Here is a 13,750-nt window from a genome sequence, read left to right on the forward strand (position 1 = left end):
GATGACGACCTTGTATGGACTGGAGGATCTCGCCGTCGGGCCGGGCGAGAATGTGACGAAACTCCGTCTCTTCGACGGCCCGCTCGATCTCGGGTGGAAACATTGCGCGATGACCTCCGATTTTGTGGCCGAGTTCGCTGCCCTGCGCTACAAAACGTCTCGCGTCGTCTACAAGGAGGTGCGTCACAATGTCGGCTATCTGACCAATGAGCTGATAGAGAATGCTGTGAAATTCCGCGCTGGCGGGGAAATCGTCGTGGAGGCATCGATCGCCTCCAACACATTTCGGACAAAAGTTTCCAATCTCGTGGACAAAGGAACAGCCGACACGTTCCGCCACATCCTTTCGGAAATAACGATAGGAGATCCATCCGACCTTCTGATACAGCGGATAGAGGCAAATGCAACAGGTTCGGGATCGGGTTCCGGGCTTGGACTTCTCACCCTCATGAGCGATTATGGTGCTCACTTCGCGTGGGTTTTTGGATCCGGCGAAGAGGATGGCAAGATCCCGCTGGAGACCTATGCCTCAATCGCAATTCCCGACCTCTCGAATTGATGGGCACCGAATACATGGAAATCAAGGAAGACGAATATCGCGTTTGGTCGGAAGGAAACGACATCTATTTCGACGGGACGATGCGCCTGCCGAGCACCGAGGCCTATGCGCCGATCTTCGCCCTCGTGACGAGCGTGCTCGAAGCCGAGCCGGAGCGCATGACTGTCGATCTCACGGGGCTGCAGTTTCTTAATTCTTCGGGAATCAACCTGCTCGCCAAGCTCACCATCGAAGCACGCAAACGGCCGAACATACAGTTCACTGTTCGCGGAAGCTCAGAATTCCCCTGGCAGTCGAAATCCCTGCCGAATCTTAAAAAACTCCATCCGGGTGTCGACCTGAGGCTAGGCTGAACGAGGTGCGCCGATTCACGGAACTCGCACGCGCCTCCGGCTGAAGAGAACAGGAATACATTTCATCGCCCGCATCGCTTCCTTTCGCATCGCGCATTGCGGGCTGCTGCGCATGCTCTTGGATATTGCGCTCGGAACAAGTCTTGAGTCAGGGGGTTGTTCTGCCCGAAGGGACGCAATTCGCATACGGGAGAATGCCTAATGAAAAATCTGATCATCAAAGGTGCCATTGTTCTGGGTGTTGGACTCGGCTGTTTCGCTGCTCCCGCAGCAGCGCAGAGCACGACCAAGAACAGCGCCGTAACCGGCGCAGCCGGCGGAGCTGCTGCAGGTGCAGTCGTAGGCGGACCTGTCGGGGCTGCCGTTGGAGGCGTCGCAGGAGCCGTTGCGGGTGCGGCCATAGACCCGCCGCCGCCGAAGATCATTGAGTATGTCGAGACGCAGCCGCTGCCGGCGGAGCCGGTGGTGGTTCAACAGGAGATCGTCGTCGGAAAACCGCTGCCTGAAACAGTGGTTGTTACGCCGATCCCTGACGATTCGCGTTATGCCTATGCGGTCGTCAACGAAAAACGCGTCATCGTCGAGCCGAAGAGCCGAACGGTAGTGCAGGTCGTCCAGTAAACCAGTAGACCTGAAAAGCTGAATACTCCTTGGAGCGGGGAAGCACGTGCGCGACTTTCCGCCTGCATCCCGCTCCAACCGTTTCGATCGATCCGAGCTTAAATCATCGTGATTTATGGGCGCCGGACGCTGTCCTCCCGCGTCAACATACCCCAAGCGGCCATTGCTCCGTCCGCGACGTTTTTCAGCGTTTGATAACTGCCGCCATCCCGCGCAAGAATCGACATTCCGTGCTGTACCGTGGCATAAAAGGTGGCGACAGCCTCGGGGTCCAGGCTGTCGGGCAGTTCACCTTCCGCGATCGCGGCCTCCAGACGTTGACGCAGTTTATCGACGTTCTCCGTGCGGTGCCGGGACAGCGCATCGCAGACCGCTTTCGGTATTGCGGACTGATGAAGTCCACCAAGCGCTATCAGGCAGCCATGCGGGGTATCCGGCTGAGAATAGGCCTTGGCTGTCGCGGCGAGGAAACGGCTGAACGCCTCCCTTGCGGTCGGTGCTGTTTCCATCGGTTGCCAAATTTCGGTGCCGACCGTTTGCGCATAGAGTTCCATTGCCTCGAGGTAGAGCGCCTCCTTGCAGCCAAATGCGGCGTAGAGGCTGGGCGCATTGATACCCATGGCCGCGGTCAGCGCTGTCAGCGAGGCGCCCTCAAAACCCTTCTCCCAAAAAACCTGCATGGCGCGCATAAGCGCGTCGGCACGATCGAAACTTCTGGGGCGGCCTTTGTCGGGCATTGATCAACTCGTTCTGTAGTGATCGATAAATATATCGCTTGACAAGAGTTGGCAAGCTCAGGCACCTTTTGTGTATCGATCACTACAAAAGGAATCCACGATGACAACGGGTGCTTTGGCCGGCAAGGCCGCTTTCGTTACCGGCGGCAGCAGGGGTATAGGCGCGGCGATCGCAAGGAAACTTGCCCGGGAAGGGGCGTCGGTGGCACTTACCTACGTCAATTCGGCCGACCAGGCGCAGGCGGTCGTCTCTGAGATCGAGCTGGCGGGCGGCCGCGCCATTGCCATTCGGGCCGATAACCGCGACGCAGAAAGCATCGAACGCGCCGTTCGCCATGCAGCCGAGACCCTGGGCCGGCTGGACATATTGGTGAACAGCGCCGGCATCTGGCACTCCGCCCCTCTGGACGAAACGACCGTCGCCGATTTTGACGAGGTGATGGCGGTCAACTTTCGCGCGCCCTTCGTCGCTATCCGTTCCGCATCAAGACATCTCGGCGACGGCGGCAGGATAATCACGATCGGCAGCAATCTGGCGGAACTGGTTCCATGGCCCGGGATCAGCCTCTATTCGGCCAGCAAGGCCGCTCTGATCGGCCTGACGAAAGGTCTGGCGCGTGACCTCGGACCGAGAGGGATCACCGTGAACATTGTTCATCCAGGGTCGACGAACACCGACATGAACCCGGCCAATGGCGATCATGCGGAAGCTCAACGAGAACGCATCGCCACCGGCGGCTTCGGTGAGCCGCAAGATATTGCCGGCTTCGTTGCATGGCTGGCAGGCCCGGATGGAAAATTCGTCAGTGGGGCATCGTTGACGATCGACGGCGGCGCGAATGCATGAGTCTGGAAAACAGCAGTTCCGGTATCGTCATCGGCTCAACCCTCATCCTTGTATCGATCTGAGCCAGTCGCCGATCGTTAACCCGCGGTCGCGCTCCGGCACGGCAACGGGGGTGACAAGACGATCGGCGGCTGCCGCCTTGCGGACTTCGCGCGGGCTTACGCCGAATTCATGGCTGAAGGCACGAGTAAAGTTGGCGGCCAGGTCGAAGCCGGCTGTTTCCGCAATCTCCGCGATCGGGCGGTAGTTCGTTGGATCGCTGAGTTCAGCGTGGGCCTGCAGCAGCCGGCGTCTTCGAATATAGTTGAGTACGCCCCCGCTCGGCTCGAAAAGTTGATAAAGGCGTGTCCTGGAGACGCCGAGCTCCCGACAAATCGATTCGGGTGTGAGGTCGGCCGAGTGCAGGTTGAGATGGATATATCGGTGCGCCCGCTCCATTACTCCCATCTTCGCCTGGGAGCCTCCGGTATCCGGTCTCACTGCCGCGACGCATGTAACGACCATGTCGCGTATCGTACGGACGATGCGCGGCACTTCTTCCACGGTGATGTTGCCGAGGTTTTCTTCCATGCCGTTGAGGTAGTTCGCGAGCAGATCGGCGAGACTACCCGTCAAGACCGAATTGTTGGCACCTTCGAGCTTACCCACATCATCTGCAAGCAGTTCATAGGGCATGAACAGAAGGATAGCCGCAGCGTCCGTCATGCGTCCGCGATAGGGATAGCCGAGCGATCGGAAGAAGAACTCTCCGGGGCCTGTTTCCGTCACGCGCCGGTCGGCTTCGGTCCACGATCGTCCGGCGCGAAAGAGCCCGACATTCCAATGGTCAATCGGGCTTGAACGCAACATCGCCTGAGAACGCTCATAGCTATGTGCGGGCGTACTCTGTTGAACGACCAGCAAATCACCGAGGTGCCAACCAACCAGCTCAGCCGGGAAGCCGTGTTCTTCGGTTACCCCGTCCGGCAAATGCACGTCCACGAGAGGCGCCATGTGCGCCCGCCAGGACTTGAATTGCTCCTCCAACGGCAGCTCACGCGTCGAGAACCGTGAAGGCACGAGCGCCGGTGATCGTTCGGCCGAACGATCCTTCCGAGCTGATGGGTCGCGTGGCCAGCGGCGCCGCTCCATATGGGCGGGCCAAGCCGGAACTTCGACGGGGTCATCTCCTGATCCGGAGTCCTTGGTCATACAACTCCCCCAGCGACATGGCTCACCCCTAAGGGTGAACCCAAACGAGCGACAATAAGGGCTGTGGCCCTGTCCCGCCCTGCTGCATTTCGCCTCAAGGTGGAACCGAATCGTCGGGGCACACCCGCCAGTTCCCGATTCATACTCCCTTATATGTAGAAATGCACGGCGGGATAACAATTGGGATTGTGCGATAACGACATCACCCACCCTGAAATTGTATTAGTTACCTACAGTGGTTCCAAGCATTGCTGACAAATGATTTAGGTAGTTTCGAGCGCTAAAGTTTCGATCACCAATTTATTGTTTTCGCTGGGAATGAATTTTCAGAATTTGAGAATAGTGTGAGGATTATTCCGTGAACTATTTCAGGAACGATTTTAAAAAAACTCTCTTAAACGTACATGAAGACAGGGATGCACTGCCACGCCGAAGCATCCAGAAGAGCATACTTGTTACGGGTGGTGCCGGCTTTCTGGGGTCGCATCTCTGCGAGCTGCTTCTGAGCGCCGGGCACGAAGTCATCTGCCTCGACAATTTCTCCACGGGCCTGAGACGCAATATCGCGCCGCTCAAGCGCTACGACACGTTCCGTGTCATCGCCCACGATATCGTTGACCCGATCGACCTCGAGGTCGACGAGATCTACAACCTTGCCTGCCCGGCATCGCCGCCGCACTATCAGGCAGACCCGATTCAGACGACCAAGACCTGTGTGATCGGCTCGTTGAACCTGCTTGATCTGGCCGCGCGCCGTGGCGCGCGCATTTTCCAGGCGTCCACATCCGAGATCTACGGCGATCCGCAGGTCCACCCGCAGGTGGAAAGCTATTGGGGCAATGTGAATTCCTTCGGTCCGCGCTCCTGCTACGACGAGGGCAAGCGCTGCGCAGAGACCCTGTTCTTCGACTACCAAAAAGTGCACGGGGTCGAAACGAAGATCGTCCGCATCTTCAACACCTACGGCCCCCGGATGCGCCCGGATGATGGTCGCGTCGTTTCCAATTTCATCGTTCAGGCTCTGAAAGGTGAGAACATCACGATCTATGGTGACGGCTCGCAGACGCGTTCCTTCTGTTTCGTCGACGACCTGATCGACGGCTTCGTTCGTCTCATGGGATCGCCCGCGTCGCTTACCGGCCCGGTCAATCTCGGCAATCCGACAGAATTCACTATCGGCGAACTCGCCGATGAGGTGATCCGGCTGACCAATTCGCGTTCGAAGATCGTTCGGCTGCCCCTCCCGGTTGACGATCCTCGTCAGCGCCGACCCGACATTTCGCTCGCAACCAAAGAGCTCGGCTGGCGTCCGAAGGTCAATCTGGCCGAAGGCCTTGCGCAAACGATCAGATATTTCGACGGCGTTCTCTCCCGGTCGACACGGGAAAATGCGGAGCTGGTCTGATGGGAGCGCCACGTATCCTGGTTACGGGTGGCGCCGGATATATCGGCAGCCACACCGCCAAGCTTCTGCGCCTGGAGGGCATCGAGCCCATCGTCTACGATAACCTGACAACGGGAAACCGCTCCGCGGTTCGCTGGGGACCATTCGTTCTCGGAGACATTCTGGACGGAAACCACCTGGTCGAGGTGTTAGAATACCATCGGCCTGACGCGGTGATCCATTTCGCTGCATCCGCCTATGTCGGCGAGTCCGTTGCCGATCCGGCAAAATACTACAACAACAACGTCCGCGGGACGCTGTCGCTCCTCGATGCATGCCGCCGGACGGGCGTCGACAAGGTGATCTTCTCATCGAGCTGCGCCACCTATGGCGTGCCGGCTGTGCTCCCCATCCACGAGACGACGCCGCAGGATCCCATCAATCCCTACGGCAAGACAAAGTTGATGGCCGAGCACATGCTTGCCGACTATGCGGCCGCCTTCAAGCTGAACTACGTCGCGCTACGCTATTTCAACGCATGCGGCGCCGATCCTGAGGGGGACCTCGGGGAATGGCACGATCCGGAAACACACCTCATTCCGCGGGCGCTGATGGCTGCGGCCGGCACGATTTTGCATCTGGAGATTTTCGGCGAGGACTACGATACCCCGGATGGAACCTGCGTGCGTGACTATATTCACGTGTCTGATCTCGCGAGTGCTCACGTGCTGGCATATCGGCATCTCGCCAAGGGTGGCGAAAACCTCGCAATCAACGTCGGCACAGGCCGCGGCTTCTCGATCAGGGAAGTCCTGCGAGCAATCGTCGAGGTTACCGGACGCGATGTTCCTGTCGTCTTTCGCCGCCGCCGCTTTGGAGACCCGCCAACGCTTTATGCGGATGGCGGGCTTGCATGCCGGACACTGGGATTTCTTCCGCGTTACTCCGATCTGGAGACTATCGTACGAACGGCGGCCCCTTTCTTCGGACTGGAGGCGCGGTCATGACCCGCATTTCCGCCAAGAAGTCAACGATTATGTCTGCCGGCGGCGAGCCGCTGCTGGTGCCTGTGTTCACGGGCCGACGCCGGTTGGAATATCTACTCGGTGCGGGGCTCTGGGTAGCCGCACTCCTGTATTTCTGGGCGTGGTGGCTGGAGCCGAGCCACCACGTGGACGCTTTGGGCAGCGCCATCGTGACCGCGGTCCTTGCGTGGGTAACCCTTCTGCCTGCCTATTTCATTGCAGTTTTCTATCGCGCGGCAAAACCAAACGGGCCGCTGCGGATCGCGACGGGAAGTCGCGTTGCCATGGTCGTTACCAAGGCGCCATCGGAACCTTTTGCCATCGTGGCGGAAACATTGAAGGCGATGCTCGCGCAGGACGTGCCACATGACACGTGGCTCGCAGACGAGGACCCGTCCGATGCGACACTCGACTGGTGCCGCAGGCATGGCGTTCTCGTGTCGACGCGCAAAGGCCTGGCAGACTACCACCGGGCCACATGGCCACGGCGTACGCGCTGCAAGGAGGGCAATCTTGCCTTCTTCTACGATCACTACGGATATGACGGTTACGATTTCGCGGCTCAGCTCGACGCGGACCATGTTCCCGCACCCGGTTACCTCTTTGAAGTACTGCGCCCCTTCGCCGACCCGGAAGTGGGTTACGTCTCGGCGCCGAGTATCTGTGACCGCAATGCTTCGCAGAGCTGGTCGGCCCGCGGGCGGCTCTATGCGGAAGCGAGCATGCACGGGGCCCTTCAGGCCGGCTACAATGGCGGGCTCGCGCCGCTTTGCATAGGCTCCCACTACGCCGTGCGGACGGCGGCGCTCAAAGAGATCGGCGGGCTCGGCCCTGAACTTGCCGAAGACCATTCGACGACATTGATGATGAATGCAGCAGGTTGGCGCGGCGTTCACGCGCTGGACGCGATCGCCCATGGCGACGGACCACGCACTTTTGCCGATCTGGTCACCCAGGAATTCCAGTGGTCGCGCAGCCTGGTCATGCTGCTTCTGCAGTATTCGCCACGGCTCGTCGGACGGCTTCCGCTGCGGTTGAAGTTCCAGTTTCTCTTCGCGCAGCTCTGGTATCCGCTTTTCGCCTGTTTCATGGCCCTGATGTTCGCGATGCCTATCGTAGCTCTTGCACGTGGCGAAACCTTTGTTGCCGTAACATATCCGGAGTTTCTGGCCTATTTTGCACCATTGTCGGCCATTCTCGTCCTTCTGGCTTATCGGTGGCGGGCGACCGGCGCCTTCCGCCCCTGCGACGCGAAGGTTCTCAGCTGGGAGTGCATGCTTTTCCTCTTCGCGCGCTGGCCCTGGGCGCTTGCCGGGACGCTGGCGGCCCTGCGCGATTGGCTCACCGGGTCCTTCGTGGATTTCCGCGTCACGCCGAAGGGATCATCCGAGGTCGATCCGTTGCCGCTGCGTGTGCTCGCGCCCTACTTCGCGCTTGCGATTGCGGCCGTCCTGCCGGTGTTCCTCGTCGAAGATGCAGCGAAGGCCAGGGGCTTCTACCTGTTCGCTATCTTGAATGCTGCGATTTACTGCCTGCTTCTGCTTGTCATCGTCATCAGGCATTCGAGAGAAAATGCCGTTGCAGCGGGTTCCCGCTTCTATCGCCCCGCGATCACGGCCGGGCTCCTGGCTGTCATCGCGCTGCCAGGTATAGCAACGGCTGAGCACGGGAAAGAAGGGCTTGAGGCGCTCGCCTGGGGCAGCGGTCACCTGCGTCTGTTCGAGGACCGCTATGCAGTCGCCGGAGCCGGGCAGGGCGGAACGACTTTGCGCAAGATCGTCTTCAGTCCGCGTTGGATTTCCGCCCCGCGCGGCGGCAAAGCAGAGAGGGGGTAGGAACATGAAAACGAAATTCACGTTCGTCAGGAACGAGGGCCGCAGCACCCGTTATGCGCTGCTCGGCAGGCGCCTTGCCCTCGCCATCTTGCCAGTCGCCCTTTTCCTCTTCCAGTCGCCGGCGTCGGCCGAGGTCGCCGTTCCCGAAGAGGCCCGCGCCATGACCGGGGTCGAGCTCTACATGATCTTCCGCGGCAAGAGCTGGAAATGGGAAAGTGGTGCGGGCCGGATGGAAAGTGAGGGCCGTGTGTTTCGTGCCTGGGTTCAACCGGGCTCGGGCGAGACCTGGGCCGAGGGCCGCTGGAGCGTGAATGATCGTGGCCAGCTCTGCCTCTCTGCCGTGTGGCACAGCCAGAATGCCACCGTCTCCGATAAGACCTGCTTCAGCCATCGCACGCTCGACGGCACCATCTACCAAAAGAGAGAGCCAGCCGGCGACTGGTACGTTTTCAAACATGCCAAGCGGCGGGCGGACGACGAGTTTAACCGACTGGTCGATGAGGACCTGGTCGACCCCAAGCTCCCGATGGTCAAGGAGCGCCTCACGGACCAAGTCAACCAGACAAAGGATAGCGTTCGCCGGCAAGTCGGCATGAACGCAGTTGGAGGTGTGCAATGAACAGGAAATCAAAGGCCGTTGCGTTCGGATGTCTCGGACTATTGCTGTCGGGGACAGTGCTCGCAGCCAATATGCCTCGAGGTATCCCCGACGAGAACTCGCCGACGAAGGCAACGCCATCGGACAAGCGGCCGGTGCTGACAGAGACTTCCCTCGATTTCGGCGCTTACGATCCTCATGGTGACTTCGGCACGCCTGGGAGCTCGAAGATCGAGCATCTCTTCCTGCCCTGGGAAGACGTCGATCTGTCGACCCTTGCGCTTGCCGACGACTATGCCCAGGCGCGAGGCCGCTCGCTCCTGATTACCATCGAACCCTGGTCGTGGTCGCCGGAGTGGCGCGTGACCGAGGAAGAGCTCCTGCGTTCGATTCTGAGCGGTGAGCGGGATCAGAACATGGCCCAGGTCTGTTCGGCCGCGGCGGCACTGAAAAGCCCGGTGATCATCCGTTGGGGCCAGGAAATGGACGAAACCGACAACCAGTTCTCCTGGTCGCATTGGCGGGGCGAGGACTTCAAGGCAGCCTATCGTCACGTGGTGGGCGTCTGCCGGGGCCATCTCAAGAATGCGAAATTCATGTGGTCGCCCAAGGGGAACGAGGGGTTGGACGCCTTCTATCCAGGTGATGATGTCGTCGATATCGTCGGGCTTTCGGTATTCGGCTACCAACCCTACGACGAAGGCACGACCGGGCGCGCTCAGACGTTCGTGGAGCGGCTGGCGCCCGGTTACGGACGGGTGATGAACTACGGCAAGCCGGTCATGGTCGCCGAGCTCGGCTATGAGGGCGATGGCTCATACGTCGCGAGCTGGGCGGCATCCGTTGCTGAGCGTCACGCCGAATTTCCGCAACTGACAGCCGTGGTCTATTTCAACGATCGCGAGATCTATGACTGGCCGCAAGGCTATGGCCGCCCCGATTGGCGGGTCGTCCGCGAAACCATCAGCGGGCAAGCGCCCGACGGAGGCATGTGATGAAATCGATGAACCGAGGAATACCGTTAGCCATCGTCCTGGTCGCCGGCCTTGCCACTGCATCTTTTGCCGAGGCTGCCGCCGCGCGTGCCGACCGGAAGACAACTGCACTGACACACGCGGAACTATTCCAGCTCTACGGCCAAAAATCGTGGATCTGGAAAGAGGGCGCAGGCTATTTCTCAGTGCAGGCGCGCCGATTCACCGCCTGGTCGAAGGAAAACGGCAAACCGTCTTACGGCGTAGGCCGCTGGTTCATCACCGGCCCCGGAAAGCTCTGCTTCCGTGCCGATTGGCATGCAAAGGACGGCTCGGCGCCAGCGACAACCTGCTTCAGCCACCGAAAGCGCGCTGGCGTGATCTATCAGAGGCGCGAACCGGACGGCGCCTGGTACGTCTTCAAGAACGCACAGGTGAGGCCAGATGACGAGTTCGTCAAGCTTAGGCGCGGCAATTATGTGGGCGCCAGGCTGAACCGCATCGAGGCGAGACTCGGCGGGGAAGAGTAACCCGGCCGGGAAGGGGTTGCGCGGCTGCCGATGTCAGCAGTTCAAACTGGCTCCACAGATGAGCCCGGTCGAATGCCCGCAACCCCGCCAATGCTTCTCCCGGACTGCTTTTTTCGATTTAGCAGGAAAGGCTTTAACGAAGAAAGCAGCGCGAGGTGCTGCCGAAACCACTCGGCGTGCAGATATAGGGAGCCCGACCGAGATAGGCCGACCGGACGAGTTTGTTCGCTTTTTTGGTGACGGCTTGCTTGCCCGGCGCAGGCTTTTGGTCCGGAATGGAGTAGCCGGCTTCTCGCGTGATCGACGAGGTCGTCTCCTGACTGACCGTCGAGGAACAGCCGCAGCTAGCCGCGGCGACCATCACCGCGAGAGTGCTGCGGACGATCGTCCGGTGGGTGCAGAACAGACCGGATCGTGCTGTCGATTTGACCTTCACAGTAGGAACTCCCCGTTTTTCATTGTGAAGGAGGTTAGTCGAAACGATTTAATTCACGGTCGAGGAAAATAGGACAATTCGCCGGGTTTGTGCACCGAGCCCTTAACCATTCCGCGTGTTACGCCAGTGTTCGGGCGCTGCGTCGAAGCGCACCGGAGCTTGCTGCAGCCGTCAATTTCCGGCTTTGTTGCTGAAGTGCGCATTGCCGAGACCGGTCCCGATCGTCAGGATACCCCAGCTCGAAGCATTCTGCACGAATGGTACTTGCGACAGGCCCTGGACGACGGCGTCGTTGTGCATGATTACGAAGGTCTCATGATCGCCGATCTGCGGAATGGCGTCCTTGAGCGTGGCAGGCAGGTTGAAATGCTCGCTTTCCCAGTTCCCGCCGGGCAGGTTCTGGCCTCCGCGCAGGATCGAGCCATCCGCATTGATTACACCGGGGCAGGCAACGCCGATGACCGGCGCCGGTGCAAGATCCGCCTTGTCCGCCTTGGCTATGAGCTTTTCGATCATCCCGATGAGTGCTTCGATCGTGGCGCTTCTGTTGGGTTTGTCGTCCGCATGCCGCCAGATGTCCGATTTCCAGACTTTGGCCCTTGAAAGGTCCGTATCATCTTTCAGACGCAGCTCGACGATGCCTACGCGGATATTGGTACCGCCGATGTCGATAGCGAGGATGGTCTTGTGTCCCTTGAGCATCCAGGCTGGCATGAGATGTGCGGCACCGATGAGCCCGGCATCATCCGGATGATGAACGATGGGGGAGAGCTCGATCTTGATACCCTTTGCCTTCATCAGCACCATCGCCCGCGCAATCGCGAACTCACCTACGGCACTTCCTCTGAAGCCGCCTCCGATCACGACACGTTCCGAGTTCTTCCAGCTCTTCTGCTGCAGGAATTTCTCAAGAACGCCGGCCAGCTCGCCGGCGAATTCGTCCATCGCTCCCATGATGAGGGCGGCCGCCTGCTTGTCGTCACCACGAAGAAGAGCGTCGATCTGTTTCTTGGACAGGTCCTGGGTGAGCGCCCCTCCCAGCGGGTCGTCGCCGCCTTTGCGCACCCGTTTGCGCCAGTCGTCGAGTTTTTCCTGGAACGCGGACTTGTTGGCCTTGTCGCCGAGAAAGCCGTCGCCGTCACGCAGTTCCAGATTGTAGCCGTCGACCGTCACTGACGGCAGATCGCTGGCTCCGTGAATGAGTGGAGCGCTTTGCTTTTCGTTCACGGATTTGCCCACGCGACCTCCCGAATAACGCTCGTCCGCCCATGCCGAAGAGCTGAGTACCCTACAACGTGGCGGGCCGAGCGATGTTCCCGTTCGAAACCGTCGATGCGCGCGATGCTCTTTATGAGCTCAGGTGTGTCAGGCAATTGTTGACGCGAGCATCCATGATTGCGACAACGCACTCCATGCAGACACCGATCAATATAGACCCGGACTACCTCACCAGCCGGCTGAAAGCCCTGCTCGAAATTGCGAGCCCGACCGGTTTCACCGATGAGGCGGTGCGCTACACCGCGCGTGAGCTCGAGCGTCTCGGGCTGGAAGTGAAGCTGACCCGCCGGGGCGCAATTCGCGCTATGCGGCCGGGTGCGGCCGAACGGCCAGCCCGCGGGATCGTCTCGCACCTGGACACGCTTGGTGCGCAGGTGAAGGCGCTGAAGGAGAACGGCCGCCTCGAACTGGTCTCGATCGGCCACTGGTCGGCGCGGTTCGCGGAGGGGGCTCGCGGCTCGATCTTTTCCGGCAAGGGAACCTATCGCGGAACCATCCTTCCCCTGAAGGCTTCTGGACACACTTTCAATGACGAGATCGACACGCAACCGACCGGCTGGCGGCACATCGAGCTGCGCGTCGATGCGCTTGCCCGCGACCGGAGCGATCTGGTGCAGCTCGGAATTGACGTTGGCGACATTGTCGCCATCGATCCCCAGCCCGAGTTCCTCGACAACGGGTTCATCGTTTCGCGGCATCTCGACGACAAGGCCGGGGTGGCCATCATGCTTGCGGCGCTCGAGGCCATGCAGCGCCAGAAGGTGGAAACGCCGGTCGACACCTATTGGCTCTTCACCATCGGCGAGGAGGTGGGCGTTGGCGCCTCGGCTGCAATCGTTCCGGAAATCGCCTCTTTGGTGGCGATCGACAACGGTACGACCGCGCCGGGCCAGAATTCGGACGAGTTCGGCGTTACGCTCGCCATGGCAGACCAGACAGGGCCCTTCGACTATCATCTCTCGAAAAAGCTCTACGAACTTTGCGGCGAGCATGGCATCCGCGTTCAGAAGGACGTCTTCCGCTACTATCGCTCCGACGCCGCATCCGCGGTCGAAGCGGGGCACGACGTCCGCACGGCGCTTCTTACCTTCGGCGTCGACGCGTCGCACGGCTATGAGCGCATCCATCTTCACGCGCTGATGTCGGTTGCGAAGCTTGCGGTGTATCACGCGGCAAGCGAGGTCCAGATCGAGCGTGACGCGGAGGAAGTCTCCGGGCTTCGGGGCTTTACCCGCCAAAAGGTTCGGCAGGCCGAGCAGGATCTGAAGGCCGACGAGCCCGAGGGACCTTAGATCGGCTCCGCTTTCTTCGGAAGTCCGAGAGCATAGTCCGGCTTCTCTTTTTTGGTCGTCCATCACGGGCCGGCCTATTAGTCGTGTCCG

15 protein-coding genes are annotated in these 13,750 nt (G+C 60.1%); 11 read left to right on the top strand and 4 right to left on the bottom strand.

Annotated elements, in window-relative coordinates; genetic code table 11:
• Position 1 precedes the first annotated feature (1 nt).
• The 3 genes from FB009_RS25665 to FB009_RS25675 all read left to right on the top strand — a co-directional run bounded on the left by FB009_RS25665 (position 2) and on the right by FB009_RS25675 (position 1,533).
• Positions 2-559 (top strand): slr1658 superfamily regulator, encoded by a 558-nt coding sequence (locus tag FB009_RS25665; RefSeq protein ID WP_011969315.1) that lies wholly within the window; start codon positions 2-4, stop codon positions 557-559.
• 14 nt (positions 560-573) lie between these two features.
• Positions 574-912, top strand: a complete 339-nt coding sequence (locus FB009_RS25670) for a slr1659 superfamily regulator (RefSeq protein ID WP_024311963.1) — start codon at positions 574-576, stop codon at positions 910-912.
• Positions 913-1,113: 201 nt separating this feature from the next.
• Positions 1,114-1,533: a DUF1236 domain-containing protein gene (locus tag FB009_RS25675; RefSeq protein ID WP_011969313.1), complete on the top strand. Its 420-nt coding sequence runs from the start codon at positions 1,114-1,116 to the stop codon at positions 1,531-1,533.
• 113 nt (positions 1,534-1,646) lie between these two features.
• Here the strand turns inward: FB009_RS25675 and FB009_RS25680 are convergent, their stop codons facing one another.
• Positions 1,647-2,270: a TetR/AcrR family transcriptional regulator gene (locus FB009_RS25680; protein ID WP_011969312.1), complete on the bottom strand. Its 624-nt coding sequence runs from the start codon at positions 2,268-2,270 to the stop codon at positions 1,647-1,649.
• Between the two features lie 100 nt (positions 2,271-2,370).
• On the opposite strand from FB009_RS25680, the gene FB009_RS25685 reads away from it, so the two are divergent.
• Positions 2,371-3,117 (top strand): 3-oxoacyl-ACP reductase family protein, encoded by a 747-nt coding sequence (locus FB009_RS25685; protein WP_011969311.1) that lies wholly within the window; start codon positions 2,371-2,373, stop codon positions 3,115-3,117.
• A gap of 42 nt (positions 3,118-3,159) precedes the next feature.
• Here FB009_RS25685 and FB009_RS25690 read toward each other — a convergent pair whose 3' ends face one another.
• Positions 3,160-4,308, bottom strand: a complete 1,149-nt coding sequence (locus FB009_RS25690; RefSeq protein ID WP_011969310.1) for a helix-turn-helix transcriptional regulator — start codon at positions 4,306-4,308, stop codon at positions 3,160-3,162.
• Between the two features lie 358 nt (positions 4,309-4,666).
• Here FB009_RS25690 and FB009_RS25695 point away from each other — a divergent pair, with 358 nt between their 5' ends.
• Genes FB009_RS25695 through FB009_RS25720 form a run of 6 tightly spaced genes read left to right on the top strand, consistent with a single transcriptional unit; the run spans position 4,667 to position 10,654 of the window.
• Entirely contained in the window at positions 4,667-5,713 is a 1,047-nt protein-coding gene (locus FB009_RS25695; protein WP_011969309.1) for a UDP-glucuronic acid decarboxylase family protein, read from the top strand.
• Positions 5,713-6,699: a UDP-glucose 4-epimerase GalE gene (gene galE / locus FB009_RS25700; RefSeq protein ID WP_011969308.1), complete on the top strand. Its 987-nt coding sequence runs from the start codon at positions 5,713-5,715 to the stop codon at positions 6,697-6,699. The genes FB009_RS25695 and galE overlap by 1 nt, the downstream gene beginning before the upstream one ends.
• A complete protein-coding gene (locus tag FB009_RS25705; RefSeq protein ID WP_018209561.1) occupies positions 6,696-8,552 on the top strand; it encodes a glycosyltransferase family 2 protein in 1,857 nt (618 codons plus the stop codon). The genes galE and FB009_RS25705 overlap by 4 nt, the downstream gene beginning before the upstream one ends.
• A gap of 4 nt (positions 8,553-8,556) precedes the next feature.
• Entirely contained in the window at positions 8,557-9,171 is a 615-nt protein-coding gene (locus tag FB009_RS25710; RefSeq protein WP_011969306.1) for a DUF995 domain-containing protein, read from the top strand.
• Positions 9,168-10,145 carry a glycoside hydrolase family 26 protein gene (locus tag FB009_RS25715; protein WP_011969305.1) on the top strand — a complete coding sequence of 326 codons (978 nt, stop codon included), beginning with the start codon at positions 9,168-9,170 and terminating at the stop codon, positions 10,143-10,145. The genes FB009_RS25710 and FB009_RS25715 overlap by 4 nt, the downstream gene beginning before the upstream one ends.
• Positions 10,145-10,654: a DUF995 domain-containing protein gene (locus FB009_RS25720; RefSeq protein ID WP_011969304.1), complete on the top strand. Its 510-nt coding sequence runs from the start codon at positions 10,145-10,147 to the stop codon at positions 10,652-10,654. Before FB009_RS25715 ends, FB009_RS25720 begins: the two co-directional genes overlap by 1 nt.
• Positions 10,655-10,787: 133 nt before the next feature.
• Here the strand turns inward: FB009_RS25720 and FB009_RS25725 are convergent, their stop codons facing one another.
• Together FB009_RS25725 and FB009_RS25730 are read right to left on the bottom strand one after the other, a co-directional pair.
• Complete coding sequence (locus FB009_RS25725; RefSeq protein WP_011969303.1) at positions 10,788-11,090, bottom strand: hypothetical protein; 303 nt, start codon at positions 11,088-11,090, stop codon at positions 10,788-10,790.
• 171 nt (positions 11,091-11,261) lie between these two features.
• Positions 11,262-12,329: an ROK family protein gene (locus FB009_RS25730; protein ID WP_018209562.1), complete on the bottom strand. Its 1,068-nt coding sequence runs from the start codon at positions 12,327-12,329 to the stop codon at positions 11,262-11,264.
• A 173-nt stretch (positions 12,330-12,502) separates the two neighbouring features.
• On the opposite strand from FB009_RS25730, the gene FB009_RS25735 reads away from it, so the two are divergent.
• Positions 12,503-13,660 carry an osmoprotectant NAGGN system M42 family peptidase gene (locus tag FB009_RS25735; RefSeq protein WP_028053720.1) on the top strand — a complete coding sequence of 386 codons (1,158 nt, stop codon included), beginning with the start codon at positions 12,503-12,505 and terminating at the stop codon, positions 13,658-13,660.
• Positions 13,661-13,750 lie beyond the last annotated feature (90 nt).

The sequence above is a fragment of the Sinorhizobium medicae genome (assembly GCF_007827695.1).
GTDB lineage: Bacteria > Pseudomonadota > Alphaproteobacteria > Rhizobiales > Rhizobiaceae > Sinorhizobium > Sinorhizobium medicae.